Consider the following 19,589-nt stretch of genomic DNA (forward strand, 5'->3'; position numbering starts at 1 on the left):
CTAGCGCAGGCTTAGGAACAATGGGTTTTGGTCTACCCGCAGCCATTGGTGCTAAGGTGGCTTTCCCAGATGAGCAAGTCGTCTGTATTAGCGGTGATGCTAGTTTCCAAATGTGTCTGCAAGAATTGGGAACTGCTGCACAATATGGTATTGGTGTCAAGACCATTATTGTGAATAATGGCTGGCAAGGAATGGTACGTCAGTGGCAACAAGCCTTCCACGGCGAACGTTACTCATGTTCCAACATGGAAGTTGGGATGCCAGACATTGAATTATTAGCCCAAGCCTACGGAATTAAGGGAATCATAGTCACAAAACGCGAGCAATTACAAGATGCGATCGCCCAAATGTTAGCCCATAATGGCCTGTAATTCTAGATGTCCACGTCACCAAAGACGAAAACTGCTATCCAATGGTAGCCCCAGGCAAGAGCAATGCTCAAATGATTGGTCTACCCAAACAGCCACCAAAAGACAACATCGAAGCAGTGTATTGCAGCCATTGTGGCACCAAAAACGCCTCCAATCATAACTTCTGTTCTGAGTGCGGAACTAAGTTGTAATCATGTTGATTGTTGACTATTAACAGTCAACAATCAACACAGTTGAGTAAAATCACACTAGCAAAACACCAAACCCATTGGTGTAAATTTTTGTCTACTCTCCACACCATAACGCCATTAAAACTGATAGCTGCTTTAATATCCGTCTAAAATGGCGTTTAAATTATAAATTGTCACTTCTATTTGTCGGGGATCAGGCAGTGGTATTGGTTCTAAACTTGCACTAATACCATTTTTTATTTCTCTCTCACATACTGCCAAGTGCAAGTCAAAATTTAATGCCCTCATAGTCTGTTGTGCTTGTTCCGCGTACCATTCTGGAACAACAGTAGTTAATATACTAGACTCAATCACTTCATAATCTACATCAATTTCTTCGGAATCTTCTCGAAGTTCGGGATGTATCTGGTCTATCACATTATTTAAGCTGGATGATGGTTGCTGATTTGTCTTCATGGGATAAAAGGGCATAAGCCATTAAAACTAATAGTTGGGATAGGTTGGCTGTGTTTAACTCTTACCTGATATTTCAAGGTACTTTTCATAGTACCCATCGCCACAAAAATAATTGACTCTAAAAACTAAGACAGTTAAGCATTCCCAAACCTCAAACGCCCGTTGCTATTTCCTCCTCACAAGTTCTTCAATTTCTTTGCTTACCTTGAACATATAGATGGATCAAGGATGTTTACTGATTTAACGATATGAAAGACAATATGGATGTTTTAGAAGCTTTAATTGATAAATTAACATTATCTGCCATTTTAGAGATGTTAGAGCGCATTTGTCATAAAAAAGCAGAAAATTTACGTAATCACTGGCAAGATGAGACATCTGCCAAACTTTGGGAAAAAGCAGCTAGACAGATAGAACAGATTAACGTTGATGTATAAATCCTAACTCATTGCGTCAGTACAAATAGTTTCTCGGAATGTTAACGAGTCTTCTGACTGACGCACAACCTAGAGATGGGATATTTATGTCGGGCTTGCTGAATGATATTTATTGATATTTAATCAGTTAATTATTGATTTGTTTGAAATTAAAAATATCTAAATCTGTTATTCAATAAATATGGTTTACAAGAGATTTATTTGGATAAAAAGCACATAATCACATCGTTTTAGTGCTATTTTAATTCACCAAAAAATATTTTATTTAGACATAATCTTGTCACTTTTGACAGGTTATATTAAAACAGTAGGTACTCAAATAGTAGAGGAATAAATTTTATATTCCCTAAGATATAAATGATTCAATTTCATGGCATCCAACTGGGAAATTGATTCATGTATATTGCTGCGGCTATATAAATTTACTTCCTATCTGTGCAGTAGCCATCAGTAAAAACTTTTTTGTTGAGTCATTTCACAAAAAAGTCCGATTTTCTATAACCATCCCCAATTGACATGAATAACCTTTCACATCTGTGTAAAACCTTATTGGTTACTACAGGAATATGTTTATTTGCTGTTCCTGGATCTGCAATATTAGCCTTAGCGCAAACACCAAAACTGCTGTCTACGGCTACAACTTATAATCATACGAGTGCTTGGGACTCAACTTATTATTTCACCGTTACAGTACCAACTACTGCTACCCCATTACAAACGATCGCCCTGACTCAAATTACAGGTTTAGAAGCGATTGATTTTGATTCGCAAGCAAGTTACGCCTTTACTGGGACAAGCGATCGCCAAGGTGAAAAACTGGGAATTTCCCTAGCTAAAGGTAGTCAACCCCAAACAGTGATTGTCAATCTCAACCAAGCGATCGCCCCAGGACAAACAGTCACTATTGCACTCAAACCTTTACGTAATCCTCAGTACGAAGGGGTATATCAATTTCGAGTCCAGAGTCTAGCCGCAGACAAACAAACCAGTAACTATGGGCTAGGTACTGCCCGTCTACAATTCTATGGTGTTGTAGATACTGAATGATTGACCATCCGAATTTGAGATTTTAGATTCAATCTAAAATCTCAAATTTTTCGACCATACATCTTGGATTTTGAATTTTGGGTGACGCTGGGGCTGCTAATCAAAAGAGTAACCTGCAAAGAAAATCTCTACAGGTTGATTTTCAATGTACATCACAATATATCTTCCTTCACCACGATTGATACTGTCCCAAAATGTTTCCCAAGCTTTTCGGTTTGCTTCTTCTATGAGAATAGATATCACCATTTCTCGCGTTGGTTTATCAGTACCAAATAGTTCAATTAACTCATTTTCGGATACAGGAGAAACAGCCCCAGCCTGGGGAAATATAGAAATTTCCTCCATATCTAAAATAGAACTTGTTCCCTCTTCTGCGTATTCATCTAACACAGCTTCTATCGCTGCTTGAACACTACTGCACTTTGCGATTAACTCTTCGGGAGATTCGCTAGGACTCCAACTTTTTGACCATGTCACTAAGTCAAATATAGAACTTCTAGCTTCAGATCCATATTCATTCCAGACAGCTTCTATTGCTTTTTCGACAGTACCGTATTCTGTAAGTAACTCTTCGGGAGATTTTATCGATTGACTAGGGTTGCTAGATTCTTGGAGAAAACTTTTCACCAAATTTGCTGCATCATCATGGAACCATGCAGCCCTGCCAAAGCGACCGGCGCGGAATTCTTGTTCACGCAAAGTCTGTAAAACGGAGTTAATATTTGCATCATAAGAAGCAAAGTAATGCCAAGGATTACCGCCCATAAAGTCCCTGAATAGTTTTTGATTAACAAATTAACTAACTGTGTTAATTTGGCACCAGTATAATTCCTTACTCAATTTTTTGGCGGGCGGCGGCTAAGAGTAAACGCTGTTCAGCACGAGCGATCGCCTGATATGTTTGTTCTAGGGCTTCTGGTTCTACGGAAATAGAAGTAATTCCCCACTGCACTAGTTGATCAATGATTTCTGGATAAATAGCTGGTGCTTGGCCACAGATAGAACAAGGTATTCCTGCGGCTTTTGACATTTGGATGAGTTGAGCAATTGCAGCTAGTACCGCCGGGTGGCGTTCATTGAATACTCTTGTTAATTGGGTTTGTTCGCGGTCTACCCCTAAAATTAATTGTGTCAGGTCATTGGAACCGATGGAAATACCAGCAACCCCAGCTTTGACATATTCAGGTAGTAAAAACAAGACGCTGGGGACTTCTGCCATCATCCACAATTGAAACTGGGGTATTTGAGTTAGTCCCATTTGCTCAACTTTTTGTTGACAGTAAGTAAATTCAGGAACACTGCGAACAAAGGGTAAGAGTAGGTTAATGTTGCTATAGCCAGCTTTTTGGACATTGGCGATCGCACTCAATTCTAAATCAAATACAGCCGCGTCTTGGATATAGCTGAATGTGCCGCGATCGCCTAAACTTGAGGTGACTGTGGAAGATCCACTAGTTGACGATAATTCGTGCGATCGCCAGTCTAAGGAGCGATAAAAAACTGGTTTAGGCGCGAAAGCACGGGCAAATTCTGTAATTTTTTCAGTTAAATACGCCAATAATTCTGATTTTCGTCCCTCTATCACCCAAAAATGAGGATGTTGTCCTTTGAGGAGTGGGACTAGCATGAGTTCCGAGCGTAATAATCCTACGCCATCTACAGGTAATTTTTTTACTTGCTCGATTAAACTCGACTGACTCAAATTAACCAACAGTTGGGTAGCAATCATTGGTAAGTGAGAAGTAACAACAGTTTGATGGGAAGGCGAGGGGAGTAAGAAGGGGGAAGTTTGCTGTTGAGGTTCTTCCTCGCTTATTTCAGCATCTCTGAGGCGATAAACTTCTCCACGATTGCCATCCACTAATAAACGTTCTCCATTTTGAATAATTACTGTAGCATCCGTTGTACTCACTACAGCCGGAATAGCCAATTCTCTGGCTAAAATTGCTGCATGACTGGTCAAACCTCCCTGTGCTGTCACTAAACCCCCTGCCTGTTGCAAGAGTGGCAACCAGTCTGGTGTAATCTTAGGTACTACTAATATTACGCCCTTGGGTATTTGTTCTGGTTTTAATTGGGTATTTGTGACTACATGAGCATAGCCTGTCACCCTGCCTCCCGCAGCACCTATACCTTTGAGAGTTTGCAAATTGGGAATTGCTAATTGGGGGGTGTTGACTTGGGTGATGTAAAGATTTTGACTGTTGGCTTCCTCTGCAATTGTCCAATCAATTGTAAAGTTATTACCCAATTCACTCACCAGTTGATGACCAAGGGTGATGACTTGTTGTAAAAATTCTTCTGGTAAAGCGTATTGTTGCTGTTGCGCTTCTTCCACTAAATAGATTTGAGGAATGCTGTGGTGAATGCTTAAGGTTGGTGTTTCGTGACTCAAGCGATAAGCCAGGATTTTATTCCCTAAATGCTTTTGTAAGACTACACCTGTATCTGGCTGGATGTAGTAAGTATCTGGTAAAACTTCACCTTGGGCGATCGCATTTCCTAATCCGCAAGTAGCTTCAATTGTCCAGCCTGCGGGATTCACCCTCAGCACGCCACTAGCAGCCGCATTTGTGACTGGTTGAATTAAAACAGCTAAATTCAGTTGCTGTAGATTAATCTCCAGACGTTGCCAACAAAATAGACTTTTCGCGGAAAATAATTGACTCCAGATAGATTTTAACGCCCTAGCGATCGCCACTTCATCACAGTGACAAAAACTGGACTCTAGCAATCCTGAAGTGTTTCGCACTTTGGGTATAGCTAAACTTGGACGTAAAATTAAATACTCTGTTTGCCATGCGTTCGCTGCTGACAAGATTGTACTCACCCAGTCAGATGGTACATTAGCACTGAGAATTTCTTGACGCAAACGACTAGCTACTTGCTGGAGTTGTCGCCAGTTGCCGACATCTAAGTGTAAAGAAGAATGGGGTAAGTTGGCGACTAACGACTCAGTGGTATTAATGGTTTCTAAAAATAGTCGCATGAATTCTTCCGACACCACAAAACCAGAGATTACCGGGTAGCCACGTTGTCTGAGTCTACTCAAGTAGAATGCTTTCTCACCTACCTTGGTGCGGTCTTGTAGTTTGATTTGGTCTAACCAGTAGAGTCTATCCACTCAATTTTTTGCAGATCATTGATTTAGTTTAAAACAGGAATAGGCAATGGAAAGTAGAGAGTAGGGGCGTAAAATTTAGGTTGGTCAAGGTGTAGGGGTATCAACATCCACAAGTGACAAGGTAGAAGTTAAAAGGCAAACAATCATCCTTGTTTACTTTTTCCCTTGGCTTTTTTATATTTTATTTGTATTATTTATTACCTTTAATCTGGTTTTGGCAAAGAAAACAGGTTATAACGAATCAGCCTTTTCCAAACGGCACGCAATTTTTCTAGGAAAGTTTTGAAAAATTCATATACCCATACACAATAGTAAAAGGCTATCTCAATCAAAGAAAAGTAGCAAATGAGTGTGAAGTAACTTTTCCCCAACTCTCTACTCCCACTCCCTAATTACACTTATTCGCTGATCATAAAACAAGTATCATAATTCATCAATTAATCTAGAAGAAAGTCTTTCTTATATATGTAATCAAAGTGTTAAACACTTACGAACTTGCACCTAATGATATACTCAACATGATTTTTCGGCTGAGTTTAGCTTTAATGAGTGGCGCAGTCATTGGCTTAGAACGAGAAATCCGTCAAAAACCAGCCGGATTAAGAACTCATATGCTGGTAAGTATTGGTGCGGCTATGTTGACTTTAGTACCATTGCAAATCAGTACATCCGCATCGATATCGGAAGTGATCAGTCGAGTTATTCAAGGTGTGGCTACGGGTGTAGGGTTCTTGGGTGCTGGTGAAATTGTGCGTGAATCTTCCCAAGCATCACATCGTTTGGAAATTCGAGGGTTAACATCAGCCGCAGCCATTTGGGTTTCAGCCGCATTGGGAATTGTGGCTGGCTGTGGGTTATGGCCATTAAGTTTGATTGCTACGTGCCTAACTTTTGTGATTCTCAAATTTTTTAAAACTTGGGAAAATGGAAAATAGTTAAATTTTAACTGTCAGCATTTTTCCTATGTCTTGATATATACAAGTCACAGTCAACGTGAAACAATCAAAACAGAGTGCAAATTTGATTGCTTACATTACTTCGAGACTGTAATGTTATCTAGACATCCCTTAAAGTTTTTTACCAGAGTTATATTATCTTGTCTGCTAAGTCTTGCAACGATCGCACTTTTTGATCAACCCTATGCGATCGCGGCTGATTTGGTAAATTCCCATCAAGCAAACAATCCCATAATTATCGAAAATCAAAAAGTTGGGACTACAGCTTGGCAATTGACTAATCCAGCGACTAGACGAGAAATAGAGGGTTATGCTTCCCTGACTAGTGTGAATCGCGGCGATACAATTAAGTTATTTGTCAATACTAGAGAGCCAAACTACACCATAGAAATCTTTCGCATGGGTTGGTATGGTGGTGCTGGTGGTAGGCAAATGGCTGCCGCGATTAAAAGAGTAGGAGTCAAACAACGACCGCCAATTATCGATCAAGCTACTGGTCTGATTGAATGTGACTGGAAAGATCCATACATTCTCAAAATCCCCTATAGTCCTCAAGACCCGACACAATGGGCTAGTGGTTTTTACTTAGCTAAACTCACTGCTGGTAAAAGTGGTAAGCAAAGTTACATTATTTTTGTGGTGCGTGATGACTCTCGCCCTGCTGATATCCTCTTTCAATCCAGTGTCACGACTTATCAAGCCTACAATAATTGGGGCTGGATGTCTCTGTATCGCTGGAACAGTCGCGGTAAAAAAGCCTTCAAAGTTTCCTTTAACCGTCCTTATGCTGCTAGTCCCAACTCAGCCGCAGCCTATGGAGTAGGTGCAGGAGAGTTTTTAACCAATTTACAACCCAAAAGAAGAACTTCTAGTGCAGGTTGGGAATACAACATGGTGAGGTGGCTAGAACGTTCTGGTTATGATGTCACTTATGTTACAAACATCGATACCCACGAAAATCCTCTAGATATTAATACTACCAAGCCCATGCTATGGCTGCACAAGGTCTTTCTTTCCGTTGGACATGATGAATATTGGTCATCTCAGATGCGGCAAAATGTGGAAACGGCGAGGGATTATGGCTTAAATTTGGGATTTTTCTCTGCTAATACGTGCTACTGGCAAATACGTTTAGAACCTAGTGCTATTACCAAAGAAATGAACCGTACTATTGTTTCTTACAAAGAAGATGCGGCATTAGATCCTTTTGCCAGAGATAAAAATCCTACAAACGATTTTTTAGTGACAACTCTTTGGCGTAGCAAACCTGTGAATCGTCCAGAAGAAGCACTGATTGGAGTGATGTATGAAACATTTCAAGTGAATGCTGACATTATTTTAAATAACACCGCGCCAGATTGGTTACTAGCTGACACACAACTAGATCAGAATCATGGTGCAATGTCGGTGCAGAGTAGTCAAAAAACCAACCCTAACCAAATGCGTCTAAAGGGGCTTTTAGGCTACGAAGTTGATCGAATGTTTCGCTACGCCCCAACTAATACAATTCGTCTAGCCCATTCACCTTATCGATACAATGGTAAAACTAGATACTCAGATATGACTATATACACTGCCGATTCTGGCGCACTAGTATTTGCTACTGGTTCTATACAGTGGAGTTGGGGTCTAGATGATTACAACGCACCAAAATTACACCCCTCTGTCTTAAATCCCGATGCACAGGCCATAACTCGGAATGTTCTCAATCGGATGATTGGGAAATAGGGAGAAAAAGGCAAAATGCAAAAGGTAAAAGTTGAAAAGATGCTTTTGTTTTTACTTTTCTGGTATGCCAATTGGCGATAAACCAGCGATCGCCCTTAAGTTTTGGCAACGGATTAAGTCAATAAAATTTAAAGTAGAATTCCCTTCGATTTTATTGACTGTTTCAATGGCAGAGAGTAAATGTTGAGCTGCTGCGGTTTCTGTGTAACCCCGTCTTTGGGCAACTTTAATCGCTGCTAAATCAGCATTAATCTCAGATTCTTGAGATTTATTAGTCCCCCAAATGCGAACCATGGCGATCGCACTTAATCCCCCAGCCACCGCCACACCCACCACATCTGATTGGCTTAACTCCACAAATGCACCAACTAATCCAGCCAAAGCTACACCTTGATAAACATCAGGTTTAAACCATCTCACCCCTGTTAACCAAGCAACTTTTTGCAACAACAGCAAATCTCGTTGAGGCTTTGATAGTCGCCCCCACAAATCAAAGTTAATATATATCGGTCGTTCCCGATTCCAAGGAAAAGGAAATGACACATCTATTACCTTGGGCTGTTCTGGTTTACTGACAATCTTCGTAGTCATACGCCCAGAAGCAGGCATCACATCGAATAAACGACGAATCTCTATGTTGGATTCCATTGGTTAATAGTCATTAGTCATTAGTCATTAGTCATTAGTCATTAGCACTTCTTCTACCTTGTCTGCCTTGTCTCCTCCCCATGCCCCATGCCCCATTCCCAATTCCCCAGTCTCCAATCCCCAATCCCCAATCCCCAATCCCCATCCCCAGTACCAACGTATTCTATGATGTATTGTAAGAAACTTATTTTTCTGAATTACGAATTACGAATTACTAACTACAAATTATACTAATGGACGCTTTTGCTCCCATCCCACCTGAATGGACACATAAGGCAGTTCACGCTTATGAGTTTTGCTGCCCTAGTTGTCGTGCTAGTAGTTTAGAAGCTGTGCAAGTTTGGATTAATCGGCGATCGCCTGTTTTAACTGAAGGTAATCGTCGCAAGTGGCAGGAATTTTATCATTGTCAATGTGGTTGTGTGTGGTGGGCTTGGAGTAGCGATCGGCCTCCCTCAGACTTAATCAAACAGCAAGATTCTGAGTTTGAATAGTTAGATGAAAATAAAAAGCCCACTCTCAAGCGGGCTTTTTGTTTTATTTAGGACTGAACTAAACTATCACTAGATTTAGAAACTGAAGGTTGTACGGATTGTACCAACGTAGATGGAATCGTTGTTGTCGTTGTGTTCGGGGTTGAAAATAACCATCAAACCGGGTGTGATTTGAATGTTATCAGTCAACTGAATTTTGTAGAGTCCTTCTAAATGGTAGGAGGTGTCTGGATCTTCTGCGCCGCCCTCGTTATCTGTGAGTCTGGGAGATTGACCAAAGATTAAACCGAGGACGTTACCTTCTCTACCGAAGTCTTTCACAGCAAGACTACCAGCCCAATAGTATGCTTCTGCGTTTCTACCTCTGTTAGCACCAGATTCAGCAGTAGCAACTGTGTAACCACCCCATGCACCAATAGTCAGTTTTGAGCTTGGTTGGAAAGTAGCTTGTATACCGTAGTTATTGGATGATGTAGCGATACCACCGCCAAAGGGTCTATTGGCCAATGTACTGCCAGTGCTACCAAATATATTGACGTTTCCACCAGCATTATTTACATAGCTGTGGGCGTAAGCAAAACCGATATTGAAAGCTGGGTTTGGTTTGAAACCAATTTGACCAAAGATGGTGCTAGAACCATCAAAAACCCCATTTCTGTCAGCAGGTTCGTTAGAACGAGGTGCTAAATAAGCAGCAGATAAGCTTAAAGGGCCACCAGCGTTAAAGTTAACTGTTAAACCAGCACCACCTTGACCTTGACGATAGATGGGGCTGAAACGTCCATAACGAGAAAGTGCGCCTCTACCAGAACTAGCAAAGTCGGGGTTGAAAACATTGACGTTTTCATTCAACTCAGCACCAACAGCATCAATTTTGACGCTGATCGCTTCGCTGAGACTAAAGCTGTAGTTGAGTTTATCAACTGCAACGTTATTACTTGTGTCACTCACATCAAAACCCAAACGGGTCATGTTAGTACCAGTAACACCAGTATTGGATACGATGTTACCTGCATTCAACCGAGTTTGCAGTCTGTCCTTACCAGTGAAGCTGGTATTGAGGGTGAGACGTACCCGATTGGAGAAGGTAGTATTGCTTTGCAAATCAGCGTTGTTGTTGGGGTTGTTATCAGTATCAGCTCTATCTTCACCAAATACTTGAGAACCCGCGAAGATAACTTCTCCAGAAAGCTTGGTGGTGGTAGAGAACTGATTAGCCTCTAATTCAGCAGTGCGTGCCTCTAGTGCATCAACACGACCACGTAAAGTGGCTAATTCCGCAGAGAATTCTTCTTGCAAACGCTGTAAGGTAGCGAGGTCTTCCTTAGTTACCAAATCAGCTGTCGCTGTAGCAATTAACTCGTTAACTCTGTCTAAACAAGCGTTTAAACCAGCAGCAAATTCATACCGAGTTAAGGAACGATTCCCACGGTATGTGAGGTTAGGATAACCTGCGATACAACCGTAACGTTCAACCAAGGATTGTAATGCTTGGAAAGCCCAGTCAGTAGGCTGAACATCAGAAAACTGTGATACAGATGTTACTTGACCCATATCTTGAGAAGCTTGAGTCAATTGGGCAACACTGGTAAAATTTTGATTCGCTTCTTCAGCCCAAGCAGCATTAGCAGCCAAGAAAGTTGCAGCAAGAATTGCTGGACTTGCTTTGACAGCGTTCCAGAATAGTTTTGTCATGATTTTACTTCCGCTCACACCAACGAGTTCACACTCATGGTAAAATTTCCCACTCAATTATTTTTCGTAGAATAATTTACACATGATTTCAGTAAAGATTATACATATTTAACGTTGATTAACACAAGAGGATTGCTGATATTTTTATGATTTTTTCAGTAATTTGTCTTGTGGACATAGAATAATCCGGCGTTGATGACGTAACAGCATTTTTGCTGTTTCAAATTCTTGTAGTAAACGTGTAATTGTAACTCTAGTGGTATTTAGAACTTCTGCTATTTCCTGATGGGTAATATATAGTTCTATCAGGCAACCTTGCTCTAAATTGCGCCCAAACTTTTTACTTAACCACACCAAAAATTCCCAAAGACGTAAGGAAATTGGTTTGCGGTTGATTATATGTAAAAGCTCTTCTGAATTCTGAATGTGTGCTATTAAAGCATCTATATATTGATGCCTAAGATGCAGAGGCACGGTAGTTACTTCAACACTAGTTAAACATTCAATTTGATAAGGTTTGATATTAGTTAAGTTATATCCAATCAAATCACCCGGCCCCCAATAGCCCAAGGTGATAAACGTTCCTTCTTCGCTCCATGTCAGTGTACGCACTGCCCCCCTCTCAATCATCCACATGACATCGCTGCAAGGCTCGATGACCTCTTTACGAGTGAAAAGACGTTGAGTTAATTGTCCAGCCAAGGGACTATTTTTTAGTAAAGCAGTAGAATCTGGGGATAAAATCATCGAAGACATTGTGGGAGCTGTTCCTGTAAATATAATTACTGGATTGTGAGTAATTTAGAATTAACTATTAGACGATTTTGGCTAATAGTTAATTAAATCTATTTAATAAGTTAAAGTAATGATTATGCTTTGAGTTAATTTAGCTTTCTTGCCCAAAAGACTTTATTCGGTCAATGTCTGTTTATTTTGGCTCAAACTTATGATGTAAATTCTTAAATGACCGAAGGAGTAAGCAATTAGACATGAATTTATAGTAAGAGTTTAGTATTATCTTACTGCTAAATCTTATTTATGGATAATAGATAATTATTGATGCTATTCATCAGAGTATTAGAAGTGAGATATCTATTGATTTCACAGCCAAATCTAATTGCCTGAGTTTAAGGAAAGGTAATGATATAGTAAAGGGTTATGTGCTTTTAGTAACTTTTAATGATTTCATTAGGTTATGAAACGGTTTTAAGCACGAAATTGAACAAGGTGGATAAAGTGGGTAAGGTAGACAAGGTGGATTGATTTCCTCACTCAGCACCGTCTAAACGCCGCGCTACCACTAAGACCAATTCGCAATTCGCAACGATGCTCCCGCCCCGCTCCGCTAACGCAATGGACTTCTCTCCGAGACGCTAACGCGTAGCTTGCTTCCCCGGAGTGGTACGCTAACGCAATGGACTAACGTCCCGCTACGCTAACGCAACGATGCTCCCGTCATGCTACGCTAACGCAACTAAAAAACTTAAATGCAGCAAAGCTTTCACGCTTTACATCTGTATCAAGTTTTTCATGAATTGGTATAAAAGCACTCATTACTCAGCACCGGCTAAACGCCGCGCTACCGCTAACAGCACTCACTACTCATTACTCATTACTCATTACTCATTACTCATTACTCATTACTCAGCACTCATTACTCAGCACTCATTACTCAGTAAATTAGGAACGTTGACCGGTGACGATGTACGCCACCCTTTGACCAATATTTGTTGCATGATCCGCCATTCTTTCCAAACATCGAATCGCCAAGGCCAGTAAGATAATTGGTTCTACGACTCCTGGCACGTCCCGTTGTTGAGCTAAGGTTTGATAAAGGCGATCGTATGCACTATCTACAGTATCATCTAAATTTTTAATGCTCCGCCCACCAACTTCATCTAAATCAGCCAAAGCTACTAAACTCGTTGCTAACATAGCTTGGGCATGGTGGGACATGATAGCAATTTCTGGTAAAGACTGATGAGGCGGATAGGGAAAGATTTTAACAGCAATATCAGCTAAATCTTTAGCATAATCACCAATTCGTTCTAAATCGCGAACTAACTGCATAAAAGCACTCAAACAGCGTAAATCTTGCGCTGTAGGTGCTTGTAAGGTCATGATAGATGTACAGTCTGATTCTATTTGTCTATAAAAACGATCAATTTTTTTATCTAATCGGGGAAGTTCCTCAGCCGCTTGTAAATCACGAGCAAATAAAGCCTGGTGGCTGAGGCGACATGATTGTTCTACCAAAGCACCCATGCGTAATACATCCCGTTCTAAACGCCTGATGGCGCGTGCTAACTGGGGACTTCCAGAGTTAGGGCTATAAATAACAGCTTTCACACTTGTAGTCTCAAACGTGAAGATATTTTTAACTATAGTCTTGGCTTTGGGAGTTTGCCATCACCTGTGGGAATTGGAGTTGCATCCATGCGCCACCGGTTTGGGGATGGTTCATGGCTTTGATCGAACCACCATGCGCTAAGACAATTTGTCGCACGATCGCCAGCCCTAAGCCATTACCGACAATACTTTCCACTGGACTATTTGCTGGTAAAGGGGAATGGGTTCTGGCTTTATCTCCACGATAAAACCGCTCAAAAATATGGGGTAAATCTTCTGGTGCAAAGCCTGTGCCAGAGTCAATCAGATTAATTTCTAAAACAGAGGAATTAATCTCACCCCCTTGATGATTTGATTGCTGCAATATTTTGGTTTGAATTTGAATATCAGCAGCAGGCGGACTATATTTAATACTATTATCTAGCAAATTCAGAAAAACTTGGTAAATCTTGGCTGAATCGGCTTTAATCCAGATACTTTCGGGGCCAGAATAGGCTAAAGATAAGTTTTGACGTTGTGCTAAGGGTTCTAAAGTTTCCCAAACAGAGAAAATCAGCGATCGCACTTCTACTGATTCAGTTTGTAATTGTGCCGCTAAACTAGTCTCCATTTGGGTGAGTTCTAGCCAGCTTTGCACCAAGTTAATTAATCGGTCTACTTCCTGCATTAAGCGGTCAACCCAGCGATTTAGAGGCGGTTCTAGACGATTTTGCAGGGTTTCTACCACCAAGCGAATTGAAGTTAAAGGGGTTCGCAACTCATGCGCCAAGTCAGAAAAGGAACGTTCCCGGACTTGGTTCATATCCTGCATGGGTTGGCGATTTTCTAAGAATACGCCGACTTGACCATTCGGTAAAGGTAAACTAGCAGCCCGCAATGCTAAAGATTTAATTGTCGGCATTTCCGCCGGATTATCACAAGAAGGATGAAACATCCACTCTTTATTTTTAGCGACTTGCTCATCACGCGTTTGCTCAATTAACCTATCTAGTTCATAGGAACGCACTAATTCTAGCAACAGCCGTACCTGTCCTGGTTGCCATCTTTGCAGGTACAAGAGTTTTCGGGCTTGTTGATTACACCACAGCAGCTGATTTTCTTCGTCTACCTGTAAGTACCCCACTGGGGCAAAGTCCAGCACATCTTGATAGATTTGTAATGACTGCTGTAAATCCTGTCCCTGCTGTTTGATGATGGCAATTTCTTGCCGTAATCGTGGTAGCAAAGGGGTTTTAACTTTAGCGGTGCGGGAATTTGAAGGTTGGAGTACGCGTTCCAGGTAGCGGTTTAACTGAACCTGTTGCCAAATCCAAAATCCAATGCCTACCGCTAAACCGAGAAGAAATCCCAATAAGAGCATTTGAGGAAAGAGTTGTTAGTTGCTGGTGATTAATAAAAACTAACAACTATCTCACTAGATTATCCGAATCGATAGCCAAATCCTCTGACAGTCACAATATATTCTGGGTGGCTGGGGTCTTGCTCTAGTTTTTCCCGCAACCACCGGATGTGAACATCTACAGTTTTGCTATCTCCCACAAAGTCAGGCCCCCACACTTGGTCTAGTAGCTGTTCTCGTGACCACACCCGACGAGCATAACTCATAAATAATTCTAATAGACGGAATTCTTTGGGAGAGAGGTTAACTTCTTGCCCACGTACCAATACTCGACATTCTTGGGGGTTTAAAGTTACGTCTTTATATTTCAAGACTGGTAGCTGTGGTAGGGTGCTGAGGCGTTGGCGACGCAGCAGCGCACGACAACGGGCGACTAACTCCCGCATACTGAAGGGTTTGGTTAAATAGTCATCTGCACCTACTTCTAAACCCAAGACGCGGTCAGTTTCGCTGCCTTTAGCACTTAGCATTAAAATCGGGACTGGGTTGCCTTGATGACGCAGCAAACGGCAAATATCCAAACCGTTGATTTGGGGCAACATAATGTCCAAAATCACCAAATCAAAGGGAAACTCGCCGCCATTGGGTTCAAAACTTTTGAGATATTCTATAGCAGCACGCCCATCAGGGGCTGTGACTACGCTATAACCTTCTTCTTCTAATGCTACGGCTAGCATCTCTTGGATTAGCTCTTCATCTTCTACCACCAGAACACGGCTTGTTTGTCCAATGTCTGCTCTAGCAGAATATTTGATTGATTCACTGGTGTACATTGATATCACAAAAGTCTAACCCTGTGCTTGTATCAATATGATGTTTGAGTTAATTATCTGTCTTCAGTGCATTCACGCTTGCTCTATCGTGAATTGTGCTGCAAAAAAGTAATTCCGGTAACAGTAATACATATATCATAAATTACTCTACTTGCAAGCAGGCGATCGCATTTACTTTAACTCATGGCAAATGTAGGTGTGTAGGGGTAAAAAGGCTTGACAACAGCAGACTCATCTGAGTATACTTATAGTACATAAATACTATACACAAGCAAAGGCTACCACCGCACCAAACACCACATCAACAAGTTGGGTTTTGCTACTCATACTTAACTTTAGTATGGGTAGGCACCGGATTTCAGTAATTGCACTGCATTAATAATCTTCATTTCCAAGCTACTCTGAAATGTCTGCATAGAGTAGTTACTTGGTATGACTTGCTACTCATTTAACTATTCTCAAACATCTACACCATAGGAGTTGAAATATGACAACAGTTGCCATCAAAGATAGCAAACAGCAACTAATGCAAGCATTTCAACAAATTTTGAATGAGCAGAAAAAATTAGAATCTAAAATAGCCACTAAACAAGAAGAAGCTGATAAAGCTAAAAATCAAGAAATTCTAGCAGTGGCTTCTACATATACTGTAGATAGTATCGTCAAAGGTTTAGCAGATTTACAACTAGAATTTGGCAGTGTAGTTAGTGCTTTATCAGAGAAATTAGCACAAGAGAATTCTAAATTAGATGAACTCAATAAAGCTATAGAGATTGAAACTCAAACCTTACAAGAATTACAAAAAATTAGAATCGTTGCTGATACTCTAGATATTTTAAATCAAGAGCATCAAGAAAAGCTCAGAATACTAGATCAAGATACTGTCAGTAAGCGGGAAAGCTTAGAAAAAGAAAGTGCTAATCAACGTAAAGACTGGCAAAAAGAACAATTAGCATACGAAGAAGCATTGCAGAAATATAATGAATTATTAGCTAAAGAACGTCAGCAAGAACAAGAGGAATATCAATATAAGCTCGAAACAACTCGTAAACTCAACACAGATGCCTATGAATCGAAAAAACGCAATTTAGAAAGAGATATCCAAGAAAAAATTCAACAAAAGGAAAAAGACTGGACTGAAAGAGAAAAGGTATTAAATGCGAATAAAGCTTTATTTACTGAATATCAACAGAAAATAGCTAGTTTCCCCAACGAATTAGAGGAAGCTGTTAAAAAAGCTAGGGAAGAAGCAATCAAGGAAACTAGTCAGAAAGCGAAAATAGAAGCTGACTTATTTGAAAAAGAATGGGAAGCTACTAAGCAAAGCTATGAATTAAAAATTAAATCTTTAGAAGAGACTATTCAGAAACAAGTTGAACAAATAGAAAGTATCTCCACTCAATTACAATCCACATTAAAACAAGCGCAAGACTTAGCAATGAGAGCTTTTGATAGTTCTGCTACTAAATAATCAGCAGTTTGTTCATGTTTAATTCAAGGCGAGTGAGTAAAAAGAGGTACTTATGGCTACTAAGAAATTAACAGATAAAAATACCAAAGCCGAGATTCTTCAAGCCTATGAAGATTTACTCAAGGAGACATCATCACTAAAATCACAAATTAATCAACCCACAAAAGAAAAACCACCTGCTACTCAACCTCAAGCTAAACCAGAACCCAATAAAATTATGAATCAGGCTGCTACTATTCAACAGAAAATGAATTATACAATTGAAAGTCTAGCAAAAATTCAATTGGGATTTGGTAGTGCAGCTAATGAATTATCGGAACAATTAACTACACAAGCATCTAAATTAGAAGGAATTAGGAATTCTGTAGAAACGGAAGTTGAGCAGTTAAAACAATTGCATAGTTTAGAAATTAATGATGATACTTTAGATACTTTAATAACCAGCTATGAAGAAAATTCTAAAGCTTATCAAGATGAATTTGAGCAGCGTTATGAGTTACTCTCACAAGAAGTATTAGCAGAAAAAACAGCCTGGCAAAAAGAACAAGAAGAATATCAGATAACAATCAAAGAAAGAAACGATAATTTAAATAAGAATAGACAAAGAGACACAGCAGAATATAAATATGATTTAGAACTACAACGCCGACTCAATATTGAAGAATATGAACAACAGCAGAAAGTTTTATATCAAGAATTAGAAGCGTCGCAGCAAGAAGCAGAAAAACAGTGGAGTGAGCGAGAAAAATTAATTGCAGAAAGGGAAAAACAATTTGATGAGTATAAAACTAAAGTAGAGGCTTTTCCCAAGGAAAAAGAAGCGGCTGTGAAAAGAGCGACCGAAGAAGGTAAAGGAATAGCTCATTACCAAGCCAAAGTTAAATCTGATTTGTATGCCAAAGAAGTAGAGGGTCAAAAACGCTTTTATGAACAGCGTTTACAGTCATTAGAACAAACAATTTCTAACCAAGAAAGTAGGTTACAAAATCTCTCTAAACAACTAGAATCTGCCCTCAGACAAGTTCAGGATTTAGCCGTGAAAGCGATTGAAGGAAGTGCAAATATTAATTCTTATCAAGCCATGAAAGAAATTGCTTTAGAACAGGCTAAAAGTCAAGTTAAAAATAAATAATTGAGTGCAGAAGTTTTTTGAATAAGTTTGTAGTGAGGACTGAAGTCCTCATCTAAGGACTAAAGTCCTTACTACAAACTATTTTATTGGGTTTAATGGTCTGTTTTATCTGGACGACCGTTATTGAGGGGTTTCTTTCTAGTCTTACTGGTGTTAGTTGTTTTTTGATTGGGTGGTTGTTTGGAATTAGGTTGTTGGCTAGACATAAGGCGAAGTAGTGTAATTAAAGACAATGTTTATCTACATCTAGCATATGGCTATTTTCTGAAAATAGTTAAAATTTTTACATAATAAAAAAGAGACGTAATTAATTTTACGCCTCTTAAGAGAAGGAAACCCAATTAGATTTAGGAAATAGAACTAGAGCAATTAACCAGTAAATTTGACTGCATTTATACAACCGTGCAGTTACAGTAATAAAGAAAGATAGACAAACCGTTGATTAACTTTCTATATTTAAAGCTACAACGGTGCCAGAGCGTTTTCCAGAAATGACAATCAGTAATTTGGCAGTTAATATTAAGCGAAAGAAGAAAAATCTAAATTAGGTGGGATATCTTGAATTCGTCCTGAACCGATCGCTTGTAATGCTTCTCTTAACGAAATATCACCAGTATACAAAGCGCGCCCGACAATTACACCTGTAACGCCTTGGGGTTCGAGAGCCAATAAACTCAACAAATCAGTCACTGAACTAACACCCCCAGACGCAATCACAGGAATAGAAATTGCAGCAGCGAGTTCTCGCAATGCTTCTAGGTTTGGCCCTTCGAGAGTCCCATCACGGTGAATATCAGTGTAAATGATTGCGGCCGCTCCCAGTTCTTGCATCTGCACAGCGAGTTGGGTAGCTAATACTTGGGAAGTTTCCAACCAACCGCGAGTCGCTACTAATCCATTGCGCGCATCAATGCCAATAATAATTTTGTCAGGAAACTCTTGACAAAGTTGTTGTACTAATTGGGGTTGCTCAACAGCGACAGTACCGAGAATCGCCCAGCGTACACCCAAATCAAATACTTGTTGTACACTAGCTTGGTCACGCAGTCCACCACCAATTTCAATGGGGATAGAAATTGCTTGTGCGATCGCTTCAATCGCCTGCAAGTTTACTACCTTACCAGCCTTTGCACCATCTAAATCTACAATGTGCAATCTAGTAGCACCTTGATCTGCCCATTGTTTAGCCACATCCACAGGATTTTCACTAAAAACCTGAGAGCGATCGTAGTCTCCCTGATATAGTCGCACACAACGACCATCTAATAAATCAATTGCTGGGATGACATCCATAGTAAATTTTTCCCTGTATAGTCAT

General features: G+C 40.1%; 17 protein-coding genes and 1 pseudogene. 8 read left to right on the forward strand and 10 right to left on the reverse strand.

Features of this window, described 5'->3' with window-relative positions:
* Nucleotides 1–562: pseudogene (locus CV014_RS09315) on the forward strand (thiamine pyrophosphate-dependent enzyme); the annotation flags it as partial.
* Nucleotides 563–697: 135 nt separating this feature from the next.
* Here the strand turns inward: CV014_RS09315 and CV014_RS09320 are convergent.
* Nucleotides 698–1,018 (reverse strand): hypothetical protein, encoded by a 321-nt coding sequence (locus CV014_RS09320; RefSeq protein ID WP_236141768.1) that lies wholly within the window; start codon nt 1,016–1,018, stop codon nt 698–700.
* A 248-nt stretch (nt 1,019–1,266) separates the two neighbouring features.
* On the opposite strand from CV014_RS09320, the gene CV014_RS09325 reads away from it, so the two are divergent.
* Both CV014_RS09325 and CV014_RS09330 read left to right on the forward strand, forming a co-directional pair.
* Nucleotides 1,267–1,455 (forward strand): hypothetical protein, encoded by a 189-nt coding sequence (locus CV014_RS09325; protein WP_236141769.1) that lies wholly within the window; start codon nt 1,267–1,269, stop codon nt 1,453–1,455.
* Between the two features lie 516 nt (nt 1,456–1,971).
* The gene (locus CV014_RS09330) at nt 1,972–2,502 is read left to right on the forward strand and encodes a DUF2808 domain-containing protein (RefSeq protein ID WP_236141770.1); all 531 of its coding nucleotides are present in this window, start codon (nt 1,972–1,974) and stop codon (nt 2,500–2,502) included.
* Nucleotides 2,503–2,598: 96 nt separating this feature from the next.
* Here the strand turns inward: CV014_RS09330 and CV014_RS09335 are convergent, their stop codons facing one another.
* Complete coding sequence (locus CV014_RS09335; protein WP_236141771.1) at nt 2,599–3,267, reverse strand: hypothetical protein; 669 nt, start codon at nt 3,265–3,267, stop codon at nt 2,599–2,601.
* A gap of 67 nt (nt 3,268–3,334) precedes the next feature.
* The gene (locus CV014_RS09340; protein ID WP_236141772.1) at nt 3,335–5,626 is read right to left on the reverse strand and encodes a putative PEP-binding protein; all 2,292 of its coding nucleotides are present in this window, start codon (nt 5,624–5,626) and stop codon (nt 3,335–3,337) included.
* Nucleotides 5,627–6,102: 476 nt separating this feature from the next.
* Here CV014_RS09340 and CV014_RS09345 point away from each other — a divergent pair, with 476 nt between their 5' ends.
* Both CV014_RS09345 and CV014_RS09350 read left to right on the forward strand, forming a co-directional pair.
* Nucleotides 6,103–6,561: an MgtC/SapB family protein gene (locus CV014_RS09345; protein ID WP_236141773.1), complete on the forward strand. Its 459-nt coding sequence runs from the start codon at nt 6,103–6,105 to the stop codon at nt 6,559–6,561.
* Nucleotides 6,562–6,675: 114 nt separating this feature from the next.
* Nucleotides 6,676–8,310, forward strand: coding sequence for a N,N-dimethylformamidase beta subunit family domain-containing protein (locus CV014_RS09350; RefSeq protein ID WP_236141774.1), 1,635 nt, complete (start codon nt 6,676–6,678; stop codon nt 8,308–8,310).
* A gap of 51 nt (nt 8,311–8,361) precedes the next feature.
* On the opposite strand, the gene CV014_RS09355 is transcribed toward CV014_RS09350, so the two are convergent.
* Nucleotides 8,362–8,958 (reverse strand): DUF3318 domain-containing protein, encoded by a 597-nt coding sequence (locus CV014_RS09355; protein WP_236141775.1) that lies wholly within the window; start codon nt 8,956–8,958, stop codon nt 8,362–8,364.
* Nucleotides 8,959–9,191: 233 nt separating this feature from the next.
* On the opposite strand from CV014_RS09355, the gene CV014_RS09360 reads away from it, so the two are divergent.
* A complete protein-coding gene (locus CV014_RS09360) occupies nt 9,192–9,452 on the forward strand; it encodes a hypothetical protein (protein ID WP_236141776.1) in 261 nt (86 codons plus the stop codon).
* A gap of 75 nt (nt 9,453–9,527) precedes the next feature.
* Here CV014_RS09360 and CV014_RS09365 read toward each other — a convergent pair whose 3' ends face one another.
* From CV014_RS09365 to CV014_RS09385, 5 genes are all read right to left on the reverse strand, one after another.
* On the reverse strand, nt 9,528–11,147 hold the full coding sequence (locus CV014_RS09365; RefSeq protein WP_236141777.1) for an iron uptake porin: 1,620 nt from the start codon (nt 11,145–11,147) through the stop codon (nt 9,528–9,530).
* A 144-nt stretch (nt 11,148–11,291) separates the two neighbouring features.
* Entirely contained in the window at nt 11,292–11,903 is a 612-nt protein-coding gene (locus CV014_RS09370; RefSeq protein WP_236141778.1) for a Crp/Fnr family transcriptional regulator, read from the reverse strand.
* A gap of 924 nt (nt 11,904–12,827) precedes the next feature.
* The gene (gene phoU, locus CV014_RS09375) at nt 12,828–13,496 is read right to left on the reverse strand and encodes a phosphate signaling complex protein PhoU (protein WP_236141779.1); all 669 of its coding nucleotides are present in this window, start codon (nt 13,494–13,496) and stop codon (nt 12,828–12,830) included.
* 28 nt (nt 13,497–13,524) lie between these two features.
* The gene (locus CV014_RS09380; protein WP_236141780.1) at nt 13,525–14,856 is read right to left on the reverse strand and encodes a sensor histidine kinase; all 1,332 of its coding nucleotides are present in this window, start codon (nt 14,854–14,856) and stop codon (nt 13,525–13,527) included.
* A gap of 59 nt (nt 14,857–14,915) precedes the next feature.
* The gene (locus CV014_RS09385) at nt 14,916–15,668 is read right to left on the reverse strand and encodes a winged helix-turn-helix domain-containing protein (RefSeq protein ID WP_103139091.1); all 753 of its coding nucleotides are present in this window, start codon (nt 15,666–15,668) and stop codon (nt 14,916–14,918) included.
* Nucleotides 15,669–16,155: 487 nt separating this feature from the next.
* On the opposite strand from CV014_RS09385, the gene CV014_RS09390 reads away from it, so the two are divergent.
* Together CV014_RS09390 and CV014_RS09395 are read left to right on the forward strand one after the other, a co-directional pair.
* A complete protein-coding gene (locus tag CV014_RS09390; RefSeq protein ID WP_236141781.1) occupies nt 16,156–17,139 on the forward strand; it encodes a hypothetical protein in 984 nt (327 codons plus the stop codon).
* Nucleotides 17,140–17,191: 52 nt separating this feature from the next.
* Nucleotides 17,192–18,271: a hypothetical protein gene (locus CV014_RS09395; RefSeq protein WP_236141782.1), complete on the forward strand. Its 1,080-nt coding sequence runs from the start codon at nt 17,192–17,194 to the stop codon at nt 18,269–18,271.
* A 519-nt stretch (nt 18,272–18,790) separates the two neighbouring features.
* Here the strand turns inward: CV014_RS09395 and hisA are convergent.
* Nucleotides 18,791–19,564: a 1-(5-phosphoribosyl)-5-[(5-phosphoribosylamino)methylideneamino]imidazole-4-carboxamide isomerase gene (gene hisA / locus CV014_RS09400; protein WP_103139088.1), complete on the reverse strand. Its 774-nt coding sequence runs from the start codon at nt 19,562–19,564 to the stop codon at nt 18,791–18,793.
* Between the last annotated feature and the right edge of the window lie 25 nt (nt 19,565–19,589).

This window comes from Nostoc sp. CMAA1605 (assembly GCF_021596505.1).
Classification (GTDB): Bacteria; Cyanobacteriota; Cyanobacteriia; order Cyanobacteriales; family Nostocaceae; genus Trichormus.

What these genes read in the sequence shown, in the direction of transcription:
- CV014_RS09320 (WP_236141768.1), bottom strand. Translation starts at nt 1,018, where the DNA reads ATGAAGACAAATCAGCAACCATCATCCAGCTTAAATAATGTGATAGAC.
- CV014_RS09325 (WP_236141769.1), top strand. Translation starts at nt 1,267, where the DNA reads ATGAAAGACAATATGGATGTTTTAGAAGCTTTAATTGATAAATTAACA.
- CV014_RS09330 (WP_236141770.1), top strand. Translation starts at nt 1,972, where the DNA reads ATGAATAACCTTTCACATCTGTGTAAAACCTTATTGGTTACTACAGGA.
- CV014_RS09335 (WP_236141771.1), bottom strand. Translation starts at nt 3,267, where the DNA reads ATGGGCGGTAATCCTTGGCATTACTTTGCTTCTTATGATGCAAATATT.
- CV014_RS09350 (WP_236141774.1), top strand. Translation starts at nt 6,676, where the DNA reads ATGTTATCTAGACATCCCTTAAAGTTTTTTACCAGAGTTATATTATCT.
- CV014_RS09355 (WP_236141775.1), bottom strand. Translation starts at nt 8,958, where the DNA reads ATGGAATCCAACATAGAGATTCGTCGTTTATTCGATGTGATGCCTGCT.
- CV014_RS09360 (WP_236141776.1), top strand. Translation starts at nt 9,192, where the DNA reads ATGGACGCTTTTGCTCCCATCCCACCTGAATGGACACATAAGGCAGTT.
- CV014_RS09365 (WP_236141777.1), bottom strand. Translation starts at nt 11,147, where the DNA reads ATGACAAAACTATTCTGGAACGCTGTCAAAGCAAGTCCAGCAATTCTT.
- CV014_RS09370 (WP_236141778.1), bottom strand. Translation starts at nt 11,903, where the DNA reads ATGTCTTCGATGATTTTATCCCCAGATTCTACTGCTTTACTAAAAAAT.
- CV014_RS09380 (WP_236141780.1), bottom strand. Translation starts at nt 14,856, where the DNA reads ATGCTCTTATTGGGATTTCTTCTCGGTTTAGCGGTAGGCATTGGATTT.
- CV014_RS09385 (WP_103139091.1), bottom strand. Translation starts at nt 15,668, where the DNA reads ATGTACACCAGTGAATCAATCAAATATTCTGCTAGAGCAGACATTGGA.
- CV014_RS09390 (WP_236141781.1), top strand. Translation starts at nt 16,156, where the DNA reads ATGACAACAGTTGCCATCAAAGATAGCAAACAGCAACTAATGCAAGCA.
- CV014_RS09395 (WP_236141782.1), top strand. Translation starts at nt 17,192, where the DNA reads ATGGCTACTAAGAAATTAACAGATAAAAATACCAAAGCCGAGATTCTT.
- hisA (WP_103139088.1), bottom strand. Translation starts at nt 19,564, where the DNA reads ATGGATGTCATCCCAGCAATTGATTTATTAGATGGTCGTTGTGTGCGA.